We start from the raw sequence: 17,899 nt of genomic DNA on the forward strand, positions 1-17,899 counted from the left end.
GGCCTGACTACTTTGCTTTTCTTCCTGTTCACTTTTAACTTTAATTCCTTCTCTATGTATTTTGTTATACTTTCCATCACCCTGTATGCGGATTTCTCGCTTTTCACGTATATGTTGCAATCGTCTGCATACCTGCAAAACTTGTGTCCCCTTTTTGTTAGTTCTACATCAAGTTCGTGGAGCATTATGTTGCTTAGTAATGGGGATAGCGGTCCCCCTTGTGGAGTCCCTTCTTCTGTTTCTATCACTACCCTATTTACCATTACCCCACTTTTGAGGTATTTCCTTATCAGGGATATCACTCTGCCATCTTTTACGTCTTTTGATATTATCCTCATCAGTTTGTCGTGGTTGACTGTGTCAAAGTAGCGTTCTAAGTCTATGTCCACTACCCATGTGTGTCCTTCGTTTAGGTATTCTTTGCTTTTTCTTATGGCTTGTTTTGCATCTCGTAATGGCCTAAATCCATAACTGTTATCTACAAATTTCTTTTCGTAAATCGGTGTCAACACCTGCGCTATGGATTGTTGGATTACTCTGTCTATTGCTGTCGGTATGCCTAGTAGTCTTTCCCCCCATCCGGTTTCGGTATCTTTTTCCTCCTTACCGGTTTCGGGGTGTACCTTCCTTCAAGGAGCTCTTGCCTTAATTCTTCTCCATGTTGTTTGAGATATCCAAAGAGTTCTTCTACTTTCATCCCGTCTATTCCAGGGGCTCCTTTGTTGGCCTTTACCTTCTTATATGCTTTATTCATATTATCCTTGGATAATATCTTTTCAAGCATCCCTTCACTGTATCCTTTACCATCGTTTCTTCCTCTTTCAGACGTAGAAGTTATACTAGGCGCTTCTACATTATTTTCAGGCTCTCCCTTATCTTCATGTAGGAAACCTTCTAGTCGAAGTTGTATGCTTTTCCCGTGTCCCTTCGCATCTTTCAAGATTCGAAACCTCCTGTTGTTCAGTCCTTCCTCACCTTTCAATGAGTACTATGACCTCTGCTGACTTCTCAAGATTCAGCCATACATTACTGTATGGGTTGCCTTATTAGCATATTCTTGAGATCTCCCCAGGTAAGTGCAATAACTTTCATCCCATATATCCGCCAGATTTACTCCGTGAAGTTCTGGATAGCTATTGGACTTCGTTTTGTCTTGCAAACTCGTCCACTTCACTTAGCCTTGTATCTGGTTCTTGTTCATCGGACCGGGACTTTGCCTTGGGCTTCCTTCAGATTCCACCTCACGATGGACACCCTTGCCTTCGACTAGTGGTTCCCGCTACCTGGCCCACAACGGACTTTCACCGCTTAGCTATTGCCCATGCTGGGCGCACAAGAAAATAACCCCCAGATGGGGGTATTTTTTTAAACAACTCCTTGATCCATCATAGCTCTTGCTACCTTAAGAAAAGCAGTTACATTAGCCCCAAAAATAAGGTCTCCGTCTTTCTTGTATTCTTCAGCTGTCGTCTTTATACTACTGTATATGTCCTTCATTATCTCTCGTAGTTTTTTATCTACATCTTCAAAACTCCAAGACTCCCACATACTATTTTGAGTCATTTCTAATGCAGAGGTAGCAACACCACCAGCGTTGGCAGCTTTAGCTGGGGCAAACATAACGTTATTTTTTTGGAAACACTCAATAGCTTCTGGAGTGCACGGCATATTAGCACCTTCTGCTACTACTAAAACACTATTATTCACAAGTGCTTTTGCTTCTTCTGTATCTATTTCGTTTTGTGTAGCACATGGAAAGGCAATATCACACTCAATTTTCCAAATATCTTTACTATTGTCATTATACTCAGCAGAAGGATGAGCTTTGAGATACTCAACTATTCTTCCTCTTCTTTTTTCTTTTATCTCAATCACAGAATTTAAATCTATCCCTTCTGGATCGCATACTACACCATCAGAATCACTAATAGCTATCACTTTTCCACCAAGTTCTTTAACTTTTTGAGCCGTGTAAATAGCCACGTTTCCAGATCCAGAAATTATAACCCTCTTGCCCTCAAATGTTTCACCAACATCTTTAAGCATTTCTTCGACAAAATAAACCAATCCATACCCCGTTGCCTCTATTCTAACTAAACTTCCACCCCAATCTATTCCTTTTCCAGTTAATGTACCAGCTTCAAAACGGTTGGTAATTCTTTTGTATTGACCAAAGAGATACCCAATTTCTCTGTTCCCAACGCCTATATCTCCAGCTGGAATATCTGTTTGTTCCCCAATGTGCCTGTATAGTTCGGTCATAAAGCTTTGACAAAATCTCATAACTTCAGCATCTGATTTGCCCTTTGGATCGAAGTCGCTACCACCTTTTGCTCCACCAATGGGCCTTCCAGTTAAAGCATTTTTGAAAGTTTGCTCAAATGCAAGAAACTTCATGATTCCAGGATACACAGTTGGATGAAAACGCAGCCCCCCTTTATAAGGCCCTAATGCCGAGTTGAATTCAATTCTGTACCCCCTATTTACGCGAACGTTCCCTTTGTCATCTACCCACGGAACACGAAAGATAATCTGCCTTTCAGGCTCAGTTAACCTTTCTAAAATCCCGTTTTCTTCAAATTCAGGATACAATTCAACAACAGGCTTTATACTTTCAAGTACCTCACGAACCGCCTGGTGAAACTCAGCTTCTCCAGGATTCTTTACAATTACCCTTTCAATTATGCTGTCAACATAACTTTCTTGGGTTAATTCAATTGAGTTACTCACTGTTACCTCCTCCTTTTTGGTTTTTCCCCGGTATACCTAAAAAAGATCAAAAAACAAGAAATTATTTTCATAACAAATAATTCAATGAAATATATTTCATTATTACTAATAAATGGTAATAAATATATTTACTCGGTTATTTTTGATTATACACAAAACTGGCAAAAATGCAAAATTTTATAATTTTTTTGCCGAATATGCTTAAAATTACTTATTCATGGTAGGTTTTGATGATGTGCTATAACTGAAGAAAGCTAATTAAAAAAATATTTATATTTCTTTAATAAAAAATTTATTTTTCTAGTCTCGTGAGTAGGTACCAGAAGGTATGCAGAAAGAATAAAACTTACAGAAGTATAAAAAAGATGGTGGGCGCTGTAGGGTTTGAACCTACGACCTTCTGCGCGTGAAGCAGACGCTCTCCCACTGAGCTAAGCGCCCCGAAAACACTTTTCGAAAATATTATACATTATATTTCAAAACTTGTCAATGAAAGTAAAAAAATTACTCTTTATATGCTTGAATACATCTCAAATTTCCATCAATAGCCTCAACTTTTGAAACCTTAAACCCTTCTTTCTCAAATAACGAAATCAACTGGCTCGTTGTTCTTAGCACCCTAAACTTCGGAATAAACCAAACCACGTTCTCTCTATCCTTTAAATCAGGAACATACGCAAAAGCTAAAACCTTCTTTGCCTTCTTTAAAATATCAGACAGATCATAATTTTTCTCAAACTCACCTACAATTAAAAGATTGTTAGAAGTATCCTTCACAGAAACACCCAAATCTTCAAAAACACTTTCATACTTCTCTTTATCAACCCCAAGAAGCTTGATATCTTTAAAATCACTATCAATTAATCCCTTTAAAATAACTTCCTTTTTGATCTCCAAAGGAGCAGACTTGTAAGCCTCTTTCTCACGTTCTTCGTAAATCCTCAAAGCTTCATCAGAAGGATAAGGGGAAGCGTACATAAAAGATTCTGATTTCTTCCAACTCCTAATGGGATGAATGATTCCAAGCGTGGAAAACTTTTCGGAAATATTCCCTACCCAAATCATTTCATCGTTGCTTTTCATAAAACTAATCTGAGTACTTGGATAAAGCCCAGAATAACTGTATCTACCAAGTGCCAAATCAGCGAGTTTGTTATTTTCCTCAACAGCTTTTATATGATATTCAAAAGCTTTTTTAATATCTTTTTTTTCGTATATCTTAGCAAGCCTATAATAATAAAAAGGAAATTCGTCGATATTTTCTACTTTTTTCAACAACGTTTCAGCCTTTTGTGCATCCTTTTGAATAAAAGATACCCCCGAAACGTACAAAGCCAATGGAGCTTCAGAAATAAGATAAAGTTTTTCAGCGTTCTCTTGCCCAACGTACCCCATTATATCGAAAATGAACTCTTTCCCTGAAGCAAAATGGGTATACATCTCTTCGTAAACCCCATCCATCTCGGGGTCTAATTTCGTGCTCAAATCCTCAATTATAGGTTTAATAAACTGTGAAAGCTCAGGAAGTATTTCTAAAGACTTTTTATACTGACTCAGAGCCTCTTTGAACCTTTTCAAACTCAGATAACAATCTCCTAATAAGGCGTATAAAACTCCTTGAATCTTTTCATCTTCGATCTTTCTTAAACTAGAAAGGGTCTTCAACGTATCAACAGTATCTTTTGTGTTTTGCAAAACAGAATAAAAAAGCAAAAGTCCAGGTATACCGTTTTTTTCTACAAAATTAAGATAATCACTTTTTGTTATAAAATCTAAAAGTTTGTCTTCTGATGTTTTCATTTTCTTTATTATGTATTTTGAAAGTTCATTTCTACAAGATAATTTATCTAACAAAACCTCATCGACTTCAACTTCTAATTCAGCAATTTTTTCAACGACGCTGTCATAATAAACAACAATTCCTGATTTTTCTACACCTTCAACCATAACTCTTAATCCAGGTAATAACTTTTCAAACTCATCTTTAGCTTCAACACTTTCTTTTATATCGTTCATCAAAACATACAAATTCTTTTTATCAATATTAATGTTCTCATCTTCACTAAATGCAATTGAAATATGATTGTTGAAACCTTCAAAATCCTTTCTTTTCAACATTGCACGTGCCATCAAAATATGCGCCAAAGGCACTTGCTTGAAAGACATAATAGTCCAATCAAAATTCTCAACATTTTTCATAGCTTCATCTAAGACATTAAAAAACTTTTCCCCCCACTTGCTTAGCTCATCCCAATCTTTTGATCTTTCGTACAAAGCCATCATACCAAAATAAGGGTCAGGATACTGAGGAGTAGCATCTATACACTTTTGCAGCAAATCCCTTCCAAGGTCTTTCAAACCCGCAAACATACAGTCCAATCCAAACATGTACAAAAATTCAAGCCCTATGGCAGGAACTTTTCCCACCCTTTTTATCTCTGCCAACGTCTCCCAAGCAACTTGGTTCTTTTTATGCGTATACCCCCCGATAGACTCTGTTTTGTACAACTGAACTAAATAGTATAACCTCTCGATTGGGTGTTTTGCGTCTTTTAGTTGCTCTCTTATTAAATTACCTGTTCTTTCATACTTCTTTCTCTTCAAAGCCCTTGTCCAGATGTAACCGTAATGAAGAATTGGAAAATTACCTCGAACGACCTTTGGTTTATATTTAGCTTGATTATGTACAACGTTTTTGTATTCAATGGTACCTTTTCTAAAAATTCTTGAAGTTGAAGCAACTTCAGTTCTTGTGTAGTTAATATCCATATAACTGATTGTTGGTATATAGACGGTATTAACATCTTTTGGCTGCTTCATAAGAAAATCTCTTATATTTTTTTTAAACGATTCTGAAGCCTCCTCGTCCGCATCGTATATCAAAACCCACTCACAGGTTGGAAACTTCAAAGAATAATTTCGAGCCTCAGAAAAATCATTCTGCCATTCATGGAAGTACAACTTATCGGTATACTCTTTAACTATCTCCGGTGTTCTATCTGTTGAACCTGTATCAACAACGATTATCTCATCAGCCACATCTTTAATAGCCTCTAAGGCACGTCTAATATTAGTCTCTTCGTCCTTGACGATCATAGCAACGGACAACAATTTTTCTTTATCAGCACTCATAAACTTTCCTCCCATCAAAAAGCTACATCTATTATATCATTCTTGTTCAATATATTTAATTCCTTAAGGGGCTTTCTCCAATCATAGAAAAACTACCTTAAGGGGTGGTGGGCGGGAATAGATAAAAGAAGCTCTAACCAAAGAAATAACTCCTTAAAGGGCGGCGGGTGGGAATAGATAATAAATAGATAATAATTAGATAATAAATAGAAAAAAGAGGGCCGAAGGCCCTCTCTCAAATTCCCCTTTATCTCAACAACTGCAACACATTTTGTGGAATTGTATTCGCTTGTGCCAACATCGCATTCGATGCCTGCAAGAGTATCTGTTGCTTTGTAAAATCCATCATCTCTTTTGCCATATCTGCGTCTCTGATTCTGCTTTCTGCTGCGGTTAAGTTCTCAGAAGCTACACCCAAGTTGGATATAGTATGTTCCAATCTGTTTTGAACGGCACCAAGTGAAGCTCTCGCTGTACTTACCTTGTGAATTGCGGCGTCCACAACCATTATCGATCTTTCAGCACTGTCTTGGTCGGTTGCTTTAAGTGAATCCTCCGTGAGTCCAAGAGCCTTGGAACTCATATCGTCTATTCCAAGTACGATGTTGTGACCTTCATTCGCCCCTATTTGCAAAACTAATTGATTAGCAGCTGTATTAGCTGCTTCAACTCTAACTACTGCACTATCTACAATTTCATTTTTGGGCAAAGACCCTCCAAAATCTGAGATAGCAAAAGTTGATGATTCCCATTTAAATGAAATTCCACCAATAGTAGCTGCTCCAGCTCCCAAAGTGACAATGGTGCTAGTTTGTCCACCAGCTGTTATCTGAGTTATTTTAACATCCAAAGCAGTGGTTTCAGTACCACTTAATTGTCCAACTTCTACAACGTAAGTACCTTCCACTGCTGTACTGCCGGATATCAATCCAGCTTCAACATTTATATTCCCCCCCGTAACAACTTTAATATCTTCACTACCTCTGAATGATTCAATCTTTCCATCAAGCAATTTCATTGTGTTAAACTCTGTGGTTCTTGAAATCCTATCGATTTCGTCTCTTAGTTGGTCTAATTCTAACTGAATTTGATTTCTATCAACATTTGTGTTAGTGTCTGATGCAGCTTGAACTGATAATTCTCTCATTCTTTGAAGTATAGAGTGTGTTTCTGTCAATGCCCCTTCTGCTGTTTGTATCAAAGATATAGAGTCTTGTGCATTCTTTACAGCGGTATCCAAACCTTTTATTTGACCTCTCATCTTTTCGGATATTGCTAATCCTGCTGCATCGTCTCCTGCTCTGTTGATCCTTAAACCAGAAGAAAGTTTTTCAAGTGTTTTACCCATAGATTGGTTTACTTGATCCATCGATCTCCATGCATTCAATGCACTGATGTTGTGATTAATCCTCATAATTCATACACCTCCATGTGATTTTTTTGTTTCTTGCCCTTCCTTGGACAAGGATTTTCCCTTAGCGCTAAGGATTTTCATACATATTATCGAACAGTTTTCCAAAAACTTTAGCATTTTTTATATGTTCTTTTTCTATCCATTCTTCAGCTTTTTTAACGTTCTTTGATTTCAACATCTGTTTGAATTCATTTAGTAAGTTTATTATACTTTCAATAACTGGGTATCTTTGAATAATCTTTTCGTACAACACTTTTGAAAGACCTTCTACTTCTTCAACGGGTTAGCCATAGCATCAATTATACTCAAACTTGATTCTTTAAGCCTTCGAACATTCCTGCCTTTTTCTTTCAGAAGAAAAGTGTTAAGAACTCTCAAAGGTCGTGGAGAGATTAGTGAATATTATATAAATCAGAAAATATAAATAATTTATATATTGACAATGATCGTTATATTATCAATGAATATCTAGCCCTTCTTGGCGTCTGGAGAAAATGAAAAAATCAGAGAAAGACTCCTTAGGATATTTGTTTTTAATCTTACGAAATAATTCCCATTCTGGTGCGTTCTTTTCAATCCAATCAGTAAACCTTCTGTATTTGATGTGAGGGGACGTGCCTTCTGGATTTTTACCTGTGTTTGAAGAATAGATGATAACAAATTTTTCTGCAGATTGGAATAAGTTTTTCATGTATAAATCAAACTGCAAATCCTCAACCAGATGGTAAATCACATCCAATGATAACGACAGCTCAGCCTTAAAAAGGGATTTGTTGCTTTCTACTTCTTCTGGTTTATATAAGAAAAAACTTTTTGTTTTATCTTTTATAAAACGTTCTCTACACAAATTAACAGCAGTCTCTGAAACATCCAAACCAATATACTTTGGAAAATCAAACAAAGATACTTGATTTCCATCTCCACAGCCAAATTCTACAATCGAATTAATTCTTTTCTCCTTTACAAAAGAATTTATTACCTCTGCTTTGAATTCTGCTAATTTTCCATAAGAACCTTGTCCTGAATTACCTCCTGTTTTGTATCTTTCTTCCCAATATTTTTTGCTTCCTGGAAATCTAAACATATTACCATTGTAATTTAACCTGGAATCAAGTATCTGATGAACAATATTTTGAACTATCTTTTTATTTTTACTTAGTGAGATGTAATCTGGGAAAGTTATTTGCTTAGTAGAATGATTATACCAAATATTTTGCAATGCTAATTGTTGACCCTTTTTATTTTTTACTATAAATTCAATAAGGCTAATCTTATCTGTAATTTTTTCTACCTTTCCAATTCTAATTTTAGAACCTTCAAAATCGAAAGAATCAATATATTTGTCTGTGTATGGTGTAAATTCTATAAATTTAGGAATCATATAATCTAAAAATGAGTCCTTCAGATCTTCGGCAACTTTTTTATTTATTTTCTTGTTGACTTTTTCTAATGTATTTAGTGCGGTTTCTAATGCATTAATCTGTTCCTCCAACGTGTAATTATCTTCGATAAACCGACGATAACTTTCTGAGTAGTAACTTTCTTCGGTTATTTTTTCCACCGCTTCATCGATTGTATTGTATATAAGCTCATTAGGCCATAATGTTTTGGCACCGTCAAAATTATGAATTATTGGTTTTATTCCCCTTGCCATTGCTTCGGCGATGTTGTAACCGAAGCTTTCGTGTATGCTTGTTGATATTATGTAGTTTTTGTCTTCTAAAAATTTTTCTACTTCCTTTATCCATCCATGTAAAAGGAAATTGTCTTCCATTTTCATTTCTTTTTTTATGTAGTCAAAGTATACTCTGTACCTAGTGTCTTGAAAATCTCCTGCAATGTGTAATTTGTATTTGTTATCTATTTCTTTTAATTTATTTATTATTTGAATCCACGCTGCGGGATTTTTTTTGTAGTTTATGTGAGCTAAGACCGCTAAATTGTATCCTGGTTTGTGTATAGTGTATTTGAATTTGTCTAAGTCAACACCGTTGTAAACAATTTCTTCTTTGCATGATTGAAGATCAAGAAAAGAATGTAATTGGTGAAAAATCTTTTTTATTGGTTCTGATACAAATATCAATTGATCAATATTTTCCCAATTTATTTTTTCAGGAAATTGAGTGAAAACTTCGTAACTATGCAACCTACAAATAACTTTTTTATTTGCTATTTCAGGGACTTTGTTTGTTGCAAATATTGCTAAGTCATTTGCCCATTCGAGCCAGACTATGTCTGCCCATTTTATCGCTTCTGTTATTTCGTTGCCGTCTGTTGATACTACGAGTTTGACATCGTATCCGAGTGAGAAGGTTTCTACTATGTCTTTTAGGAAGTTGTCTAAGCCAGGTAAGCATAGGAAGGCTATCTTTGTGTCTTTTTTTATCTTGTTTCTTATTTCTAAGAACTTCTTTTTCATTTGTGGGTTATCTGTTAGTTCTGCTGCTTTTAGATAAAATCTTAAAGATGCTAGTTTGCTTCTGTTTTTGAATTCTATGTCTCCTAAGAGGTCATAAGTTGCCCAGTCTTTGTCGTGTATCCTCATGAGGTATCTCCATGCTTCCATCTCTTGGTTCATTTCTTTTAGTAGATACCCATAATTGAATAATAGGTCTGGGTCAACGGGGTTTATTGTTAATCCTTTTTCAAATTCTTCTTTGGCTTTTTCGAGTTCTTTTTTGTTGAAGTGTATTAGCCCTTTTAAGTTGTATTTTTTTGGGTCATCATCGGATATTTTTTCTATTTGTTCTTGAGCTTTGGTTATTTCTCCTTTGTTTATCAATTCAAAGATTTCTTCGTACATGGGATTCCTCCTTGGCTTTTGAAGTTTAGTGTCTTTAAAAGTTCTAAAAACTTGTGTTAGCGCCCCTTCGCCCCGCTGCCCACCCTCTAAGGAATTAAAATGTATGACTTCGTCTCGCAGAACATCCATTAGGATGATCGTATTTTTGTGGTTTATTAATATTTCTTTTTAGTCAATTGTTAATCCTATTTTTTATCGACTGAAATTGAGGGATTTTTAACAGAGTTTTTTAAAAGTGATATTTTTGCCAAAAATTATTGCTAAAAACTGTTGCTTTTAATTTTTAGTATGGTATAATATTTATAAGATTTTATATGTTTTGGTTATTGGTATAAGGGTTCCATTAACAGGGCTTTTTGCCCGGAGGAGGAAGGGTCATGGCAGAGGAAAAAAAGAAAAAGAAAGATAAGCCAAAAGATAAACCAAAGAAGTAGATAAGTGATATTGATCGGAATGAAGGCAGATAATTATTTATCTGCCTTCTACTTTTTACTAGCGCCCTTTCACCCCGCAGCCCACCCAAAAGGATGAATGGAAGGGTTCTTTGCCCCGCAGCCCGCCCTTAAGGATAAGCAAAAGGTTGTGCCTTTCACCCAGCAGCCCGACCATATGTTGACTTCTTAGGTAGAATTATGTATAATAATATATATACGTATTCCTAAGGAGGAAGTTCTATGTATTTTTTTGAGAGTCTTTTGGATATTAAAGGGCGGGAGGAAGAGTTTTTTAATAAGGAGATAAGCATAAAAGGTAAAATTTTTTATGTTGATGAGGCAAAGGATTTTTATTATTTGTTTGTTACTGATTATAGTTATTCTTTTTTGTGTAAATCCGAAAGCAGGAAAACGCCCCGAACGGGGTCAAGGAAAGGTGAATGGTTTAGATTTGAAGGGGTATTAGAGTACGATAGCGAAATGGGGAGTTATTGTTTGAATGTGGTTACAATAAAAGCTGCTGTTCCATCGGCTTGGCATGATCTTTCGGTAGAAAAGAGGGTTGAACTTCATGCGCATTCAAAGATGAGCTCAAAGTTGTCTATATTGGGTATGGAGGAGTTGGTGGATGCTGTTTCTTCTTTTGGACAAAAGGCGGTTGCCATTACTGATAACGAAAATGTGCAGATAATTCCTTATTTCTATGAGTATGCTAAAAGAAAGGGTATAAAAGCTATTTTTGGTTGTGAGTTGAATGTACACGATGAGAGAAGAGGGATCGTAAAACATGTGAATGTGCTGGTTAGGAATAAAGAGGGGTTGAAGAATCTTTATAAGATAGTATCCATTTCACATATGAACGTTGTGAATAAAAGTGCGATAATTTCACTTTCTGATTTGAAGAATTTGAGAAAAGGGCTACTTTTAGGCTCTTCACTGGATGGATTTTTGCTTTACTCCTATTTGAACAAGTATTCTACTAACGATTTGAAGGAATGGATAACTTTTTTTGATTATATAGAGCTTTTCCCTGTGGATTGTTATAACGATTTGTGTTTGGAGAAGGGTAAGATTATCGATTATTCTAGAACTGTCTATGAGATTGCAAAAGATGTCAGAAAGCCTGTTGTTATGTCCGGGGATGTTCATTATTTAAGGGAAGAGGATCGGGAGTATTTAAACGCTATGATCGTTGGTACATCCACAAAGAGTAAACCAAGAAAGACTGTGCGAAGTGTTAATTACTTTAGAAGCACTTCCCAGATGTGCGATGCCGCATTTGAGATCTTTAAAAAGCGTGGCATCGCAAAAGAAATTGTGGTGAAAAATCCGAATAAAATCGCTGGTGAGATAGAGGAGTTTGCACCTTTTGATTTTAAATTGAAGGCGCCTTATATCCCCTCTGCCGACCAAAATTTGAGAGATATCGTTTATAGCAACGCAAAAAAGAGGTATGGGGAAAAGTTACACCGTATAATTATAGATAGGATAGAAAAGGAATTGAAAAGTATAGTAGATAACGGGTATGCGGTGATATTTTTGATCTCAGCCGATATGGTCAAGGAGTCTTTAGAGATGGGTTACCCAATCGGTTCGAGGGGTTCTGTTGGTTCTTCGCTTGTGGCTTTTCTTTTGGGGATAACGGAGGTTAATCCGTTGCCGCCACATTATTTTTGTGAGAGTTGTGGGTTTATAGAGTTCGTGGAGAATTTGAATTTGAGTGGTTTTGATTTAAAAGAGAAGTCATGCCCAAATTGCGGTGCAATTTTAAACTCCGATGGGCATAATATAAGGTTTGAGGTTTTTATGGGGTATTCTGGCGAGAAGATCCCAGATATAGACGTGAATTTTTCGGCTGAGATCTTCACCGATATACAGAGGTTCTTGGAAGAGAAATTTGGTAGGAATTATTGTTACAAGGCAGGTACGATTAGTACCATCTCAAGGTACAACGCTATGAAGATGGCTCTTAATTACTTCAAGGATGAAGATATGAATTTTGCGCATCTTTTTTGGATTTCTCAGAAAATAAAAGGAACAAAGTTGAATACAGGTCAACATCCTTCGGCTATGATAATAATCCCTCAAGAGTACGATGTCCATGATTTCACTCCTTACCAATATTCTGCAAATTCTCCCGAGATTGGTATCGTTACGACACATTACGATTTTAAGGCATTAGAAAATGATTTGTTGAAAATAGATGTGTTGTCTCACGATGGTCCAACATTTTTAAAGATGCTTAAAGATTTAACCGGTTACGATTACAACGATATTTCAATGCACGATGAGCGGGTTCTTTCACTTTTCTCTTCTACAAAGGAGTTGGGAGTGGATCTTTCAGAGATAGGTACGGAGATTGGAACGTTGGGTGTACCAGAAGTTTGGACACCTTTTTCCCATAAGATGCTCACCGAGACGAGGCCCAAAACTTTTTATGATCTGTGTAGAACGAATTCACTTGCACACGGAACGGATATTTGGTTCAACAACGCACGTGAGATAGTTTTAAAGAATGTTGCAGATATCGATCAGATCGTTAGCTGCCGTGACGATATTTTGATAACGCTTGAATATTTCGGAGTGGAACCAAAAACAGCCTTTATGATTATGGAGAAAGTGAGAAAAGGGAAAGAGCTTACAGAGAAAGAGTTGAAGGCGATAGATGATTCAAAAGCCCCCGAATGGTATCTTGATTCTCTGAAGAAGATTCATTATCTATTCCCAAAGGCACATGCGGTTGCCTACATGATAATGGCGTACAAAATAGCGTTTTACAAGCTTTATTATCCTCTTGAGTTTTACATGGTTTATTTCACTATCAGAGCGAGGTTTTTTGATATTGATATTATAATGGATGAAGAATTGACGGTTCAGGCGATTAAAAAACTTTCAAAAAACGAATACCAACATAATTACGAAGAGTCCAACTTTTATTCCACACTTAAGACCGCCTACGAGATGAGAAAAAGAGGTTTTGGCTTTTTAAGACCGGATCTTTACAAGAGCGAAGCAAAGGTTTTTAAAATTGAAGGGGAATATTTAAGGATTCCTCTGACCAAAGTGAGAAATATTGGTAGTAAGAATGCCCAGAGGATCCTAAAAGAAAGGGGAGAAACCCACACAAAAGTTTTTCTTTAGAGGAAGCTAACGTTGTCTTTAGATTGTTGTTGTTTGGGGACATTTTATTAAACAATCTCATTTTTTATTTCTTGATTAAGTGGTGAAATCTGGTTCGTAGGTTTCTATGGCAACGTTAGGTTATGGTAATGTGAACAATGTAAGAATATTTAAAGAAATTAATAGAAATTTAATATAGTTATGATATTATATTTATGTAACGTTGTTTAAGTTTTTAAAAAAAATTAGTTATCGGGAGGGGTTCACATGAAAAAGATATTAGTTTCTTTATTCGTATTAATAATTTTATCTGTAGGTGTTTTTTCTGCTCCATTAGGTATAGGTGCAAAGATTGGTGAACCAAGTGGGTTGTATATCAGGAGTTATACCGGTTTAAGGAGTTTTGTCGGTGTTACAGCTGCATGGTCTTTTTCTCATGACAGTTTCTCCATACAAGCAGATTATAATGCTGTTTCTCCAAATGTATTTGGCGATGTCGATTTTAGTTATGGTGGAGGTATTCATGTTGGTGTAAAAGATGATCTAGATTTAGGTATACGTTTCCCGTTGGCTTTGAATTTTGTTATCCCGGAAACTCCTGTATTAACATTTTTAGAAATTGCACCTGGCTTTATGTTTCTCCCCAGCACAGCTTTTGATTTAAGTGGAGGATTAGGTATAGTATATATCTTTTAATCTACAACCCTTTTAATTTGACATAATTATCAGATTATGATACAATAGTTTGGGAAGAAATATAGATTAAGGAGTGTTAGACGTGAAACAAGGTATTCATCCAGAAATGAGGCTTATAACCGTAAAATGTGCTTGTGGCGCCGAACATACAATGTATTCTACAGTTGACAATTTCAGATTAGATGTCTGCTCTGAGTGTCATCCTTTCTACAGAGGAGAATTAGGTTCACAAATATTGGATACTGAAGGTAGAGTACAGAAATTTAAGAACAAATACAAAGATTTCCTTGAACACTAAAATCTCTAATTATCTTATTTGGGGGGGATTTGTTAGAGTTAAGGAATAAATCTATCAAGAGATAAAAAGCGTTATCCAGTTGGTCCTTGCTATTGGTAAATTTTTGCCAATATCCAATTGGAAACACAACAAAAAATCTCGGAGGTGAAAACCAACGCCCGGACCCAGGCCACTCGTATATAAAGGGTGATATCACGACTTAGCAAGGTTCTCGTGATTAAGAAAAAAGGGCAAGGTAATTATTTTGGTAAATGAAAGTTTAGCAACAGGGGATTCTGTGAAAGGTAAAGTTGTAGACATCAAAAAGTTTGGTGCTTTTTTAGAACTTGAAAATGGTGAAGAAGGATTTGTACACATTTCAAAGATTTCAAAAAAGTATGTTAGAGAGATATCCAGTTTTTTAAAAATTGGTGATGAAGTTCAAGGAAAAGTCATAGGAAGAACAAAAGACGGAAAGTATGAGTTGTCTTTAAAAGATTTCGATGAAGAAAAAGAGGATACTGGAAAATCACATAATTTCGAAAAAAGATTGAACCAGTATCTAAAGGACAGCGAAAAGAAGATATCAGAGTATAAAAAGCATTTAGATAAGAAAAAGAATACAAGAAGAAGATAATTAATTATAAGATTTATAGATTATATATAGAATAATCATTAAGAGGGAGAATTTCTCCCTCTTAATTATTTTTTAGGTCTTTGAAAATTCTAAACTCTGCTCTTTTCTTTTTAAAGTAACAAACTTTGTGGTAAAATAATTAAGAAAGATGGGAGTGTTTGCTGCAGTGTGCAAACGATGTTTTAAAAATGATTTTGACTTTGAATTTGAACTTGATTATGGGGTTCTTAAGGGGTTAACCCCTTAACGTCTAGGAGTCGGGTGAAGAGGAGCTAAAATTAGCTTTAAGTACATATATAGAGGACAAAAAAGATCTAAGGAGGATTAGCATTTGAGTACTTATACAAGGATAAAAGGTACCAAAGACATTTTTGGAGAAGAAGTTAAGTACTGGGAATACATTGAAAATACCGCAAAGAAACTGTTTAAAATATACGGTTACAAAGAGATAAGAACCCCGTTAATTGAAAAAACCGAACTTTTTAGCAGAGGAATAGGCCAAGAAACAGATATTGTTCAAAAAGAAATGTACACTTTTGATGATAAAAAAGGAAGGTCACTGACCTTAAGGCCTGAAGGAACCGCTTCAGTAGCAAGGGCTTATATAGAAAACTCGCTAATAACGTTTGGATCTCCTCAAAAATTATTTTACATAGGTCCTATGTACAGATATGAAAAACCTCAGGCAGGTCGTTATAGGGAGTTTTATCAAATAGGAGCAGAGATTTTTGGAACAGACCATCCTTTAGCAGATGCAGAATTAATCACATTTATCTACGATTTCTTTAATAAGCTAAAATTGAACAATTTTAAAATTAAAATCAATAGCATTGGTACCTTTAAAAGTAGGGGAAAATACAAAGAAGTATTGAAAACTTATTATCAGCCATTGTTACCCAACCTATGTGAAGATTGTCAAAGACGGTTCAACACGAATATTATGCGGTTATTGGACTGCAAAATTGACGTTGAAGCGGCAAAAAATGCTCCTTCAATCTTAGACTATTTAGACGAAGAAAGTCGCAAACATTTTGAAAACCTTCAAAAATATTTGAAGGCTTACAATGTACCCTTTCAAGTTGATCCAAAGATCGTTAGAGGTTTAGATTATTATACCAAAACGGCCCTTGAAGTAGAACATTCCGATTTGGGTGAGCAAGCTGTCATAGCAGGTGGCGGCAGATACGATGATCTTGTAGAACAACTAGATGGCCCTAAAACTCCAGGGGTTGGTTTTGCGATAGGGATTGAAAGGGTGATAGAAGCTTTAAAAAGAGAGAATATCGAGGTTGAAAGTGAAAGCGAAATAGACGTTTATGTTTCTTTCCAAGGAGAAAAAGGTGAAATGGCGGCGGTTACTTTATCAAAAGAGCTGAGGAAGAAAGGTATAAATACTTATTTAAATATATCAAAAAGGAATTTATCTGGACAATTTAAACATGCCAATAGATTAAAAGCTAAATATGTGGTTGTAATAGGAGATGAAGAGATTTCTAGTGATATAGTGACAATAAAGAATATGAAAAACGGAGAACAGACCAAGATCGAAAGAAATTGGGTATCTGAAATCATTATGGAAAAATTAAGAGAAGAATAAAAACTTTTCAATTGGAGGAAATGGAATGATTTTGCTGAGACCTTTTATTATTTTTATAACCTTTGTATTGTCATACATACCTGTCCTGCAATTCGTTGGATTGGCGTTATTATTTTTTATTTATCACGTTTTGATTAGAAATAGAAATCTTCATATTGAACGGATGAAGAAGGTCTACGAAACTAATAATTTGAGTTTTCCTAATTTAAAAGAAAGTAGTCCCACAATTTGGTTTGTTTTGTACATGGTTTCTTTTTTGGTATTAAATGTTTTTTATCTATATTTGGTACAACAAGTAGGAAGTTTAACTTTTGAGGAGATGCAAACTTTCACACTACCAAGTTGGCAGATTTATTTATTTTTGGGAAGCTTTCTATTAAGCTGGATCTCCTATGCTAGTTTGATAAATAGGATTGACAAAGACCAATGGCAACTTCAAGAATCTGAAATTAGCAACAAAATAGTTAAAAATCGTTTCATCAAATTGAGAGACGGAAACGTGGCAATGTTATTAAGAATTGTTACTCTCGATATATACCAGTGGTTTCTTTTGTTTTTCTTACTAAGAGAAACAACCATACATTACTTTGAGGATGGAACTGCTACCGGAAGGTATCTTGAACTTATCAAAAAAGATGACCAAGAAACACAAAACGAATCATCAACAAACGACACAGCTGAAAAACCAGCACAAGAGGACCTTTATGAAAAAATAACCAATCAAATTAAAAATATTGAGAAAGATGAAAGATATAGTACTATTTTTTCTCATGTTACATCTATATCAGATAAAAAGAAAGCTGAGGAGATATTAGAAAAGTTATTAGAAGATGGTTATATAGAAGAAGAAGAATACAAAAAACTTCAACAATTTTTGTAATCTTTGCTGATTCTTGCAAAAAAGCTCTTTTATAATAAAGTATGATTTTGAATTTGGGGATTTTAAGGGGGGAACCCCCCTTAAAGAAGGATTATGGGCGGGCTGCGGGGCGAAGGGGCGCTATATAAAGGATTATAAAATATTTTTGTAAGATCTTAAGGGGCAAAGCCTTTTGCAGC

At 35.5% G+C, this 17,899-nt stretch carries 12 protein-coding genes, 1 tRNA gene and 1 pseudogene; 6 read left to right on the forward strand and 8 right to left on the reverse strand.

Annotation, left to right across the window (positions count from 1 at the left end):
- From ltrA to X929_RS08030, 8 genes and pseudogenes are all read right to left on the reverse strand, one after another.
- Positions 1-940, reverse strand: a pseudogene (gene ltrA / locus X929_RS09835) (group II intron reverse transcriptase/maturase); the annotation flags it as partial.
- A gap of 75 nt (positions 941-1,015) precedes the next feature.
- Positions 1,016-1,159 carry a hypothetical protein gene (locus X929_RS09730; protein WP_169925014.1) on the reverse strand — a complete coding sequence of 48 codons (144 nt, stop codon included), beginning with the start codon at positions 1,157-1,159 and terminating at the stop codon, positions 1,016-1,018.
- A gap of 206 nt (positions 1,160-1,365) precedes the next feature.
- Positions 1,366-2,730, reverse strand: coding sequence for an NADP-specific glutamate dehydrogenase (gene gdhA / locus X929_RS08005; protein WP_103067508.1), 1,365 nt, complete (start codon positions 2,728-2,730; stop codon positions 1,366-1,368).
- Between the two features lie 366 nt (positions 2,731-3,096).
- Positions 3,097-3,171, reverse strand: a tRNA-Val gene (locus X929_RS08010).
- Positions 3,172-3,234: 63 nt separating this feature from the next.
- Positions 3,235-5,862 (reverse strand): tetratricopeptide repeat-containing glycosyltransferase family 2 protein, encoded by a 2,628-nt coding sequence (locus tag X929_RS08015; protein ID WP_012209598.1) that lies wholly within the window; start codon positions 5,860-5,862, stop codon positions 3,235-3,237.
- Between the two features lie 247 nt (positions 5,863-6,109).
- A complete protein-coding gene (locus tag X929_RS09880) occupies positions 6,110-7,276 on the reverse strand; it encodes a flagellin N-terminal helical domain-containing protein (protein ID WP_103067509.1) in 1,167 nt (388 codons plus the stop codon).
- A 67-nt stretch (positions 7,277-7,343) separates the two neighbouring features.
- Positions 7,344-7,529 (reverse strand): hypothetical protein, encoded by a 186-nt coding sequence (locus X929_RS08025; protein ID WP_012209596.1) that lies wholly within the window; start codon positions 7,527-7,529, stop codon positions 7,344-7,346.
- Positions 7,530-7,733: 204 nt separating this feature from the next.
- The gene (locus tag X929_RS08030) at positions 7,734-10,079 is read right to left on the reverse strand and encodes a glycosyltransferase (RefSeq protein ID WP_103067510.1); all 2,346 of its coding nucleotides are present in this window, start codon (positions 10,077-10,079) and stop codon (positions 7,734-7,736) included.
- Positions 10,080-10,753: 674 nt separating this feature from the next.
- Here X929_RS08030 and X929_RS08035 point away from each other — a divergent pair.
- The 6 genes from X929_RS08035 (at position 10,754) to X929_RS08060 (ending at position 17,720) form a co-directional block, all read left to right on the forward strand.
- Entirely contained in the window at positions 10,754-13,654 is a 2,901-nt protein-coding gene (locus X929_RS08035) for a PolC-type DNA polymerase III (protein ID WP_103067511.1), read from the forward strand.
- Positions 13,655-13,900: 246 nt separating this feature from the next.
- Positions 13,901-14,329: a hypothetical protein gene (locus tag X929_RS08040; RefSeq protein ID WP_103067512.1), complete on the forward strand. Its 429-nt coding sequence runs from the start codon at positions 13,901-13,903 to the stop codon at positions 14,327-14,329.
- Between the two features lie 82 nt (positions 14,330-14,411).
- The gene (rpmE, locus tag X929_RS08045) at positions 14,412-14,627 is read left to right on the forward strand and encodes a 50S ribosomal protein L31 (RefSeq protein ID WP_103067513.1); all 216 of its coding nucleotides are present in this window, start codon (positions 14,412-14,414) and stop codon (positions 14,625-14,627) included.
- Between the two features lie 244 nt (positions 14,628-14,871).
- Entirely contained in the window at positions 14,872-15,243 is a 372-nt protein-coding gene (locus tag X929_RS08050; RefSeq protein ID WP_103067514.1) for a S1 RNA-binding domain-containing protein, read from the forward strand.
- A 331-nt stretch (positions 15,244-15,574) separates the two neighbouring features.
- A complete protein-coding gene (hisS, locus tag X929_RS08055) occupies positions 15,575-16,840 on the forward strand; it encodes a histidine--tRNA ligase (RefSeq protein ID WP_103067515.1) in 1,266 nt (421 codons plus the stop codon).
- A 25-nt stretch (positions 16,841-16,865) separates the two neighbouring features.
- Complete coding sequence (locus X929_RS08060) at positions 16,866-17,720, forward strand: hypothetical protein (protein ID WP_103067516.1); 855 nt, start codon at positions 16,866-16,868, stop codon at positions 17,718-17,720.
- The last annotated feature ends 179 nt before the right edge of the window (positions 17,721-17,899 follow it).

This window comes from Petrotoga olearia DSM 13574, from assembly GCF_002895525.1.
Lineage (GTDB): Bacteria > Thermotogota > Thermotogae > Petrotogales > Petrotogaceae > Petrotoga > Petrotoga olearia.

Coding starts and splice junctions, on each gene's coding strand:
- X929_RS08015 (WP_012209598.1), bottom strand. CDS start 5,862: ATGAGTGCTGATAAAGAAAAATTGTTGTCCGTTGCTATGATCGTCAAG.
- X929_RS09880 (WP_103067509.1), bottom strand. CDS start 7,276: ATGAGGATTAATCACAACATCAGTGCATTGAATGCATGGAGATCGATG.
- X929_RS08030 (WP_103067510.1), bottom strand. CDS start 10,079: ATGTACGAAGAAATCTTTGAATTGATAAACAAAGGAGAAATAACCAAA.
- X929_RS08035 (WP_103067511.1), top strand. CDS start 10,754: ATGTATTTTTTTGAGAGTCTTTTGGATATTAAAGGGCGGGAGGAAGAG.
- X929_RS08040 (WP_103067512.1), top strand. CDS start 13,901: ATGAAAAAGATATTAGTTTCTTTATTCGTATTAATAATTTTATCTGTA.
- X929_RS08060 (WP_103067516.1), top strand. CDS start 16,866: ATGATTTTGCTGAGACCTTTTATTATTTTTATAACCTTTGTATTGTCA.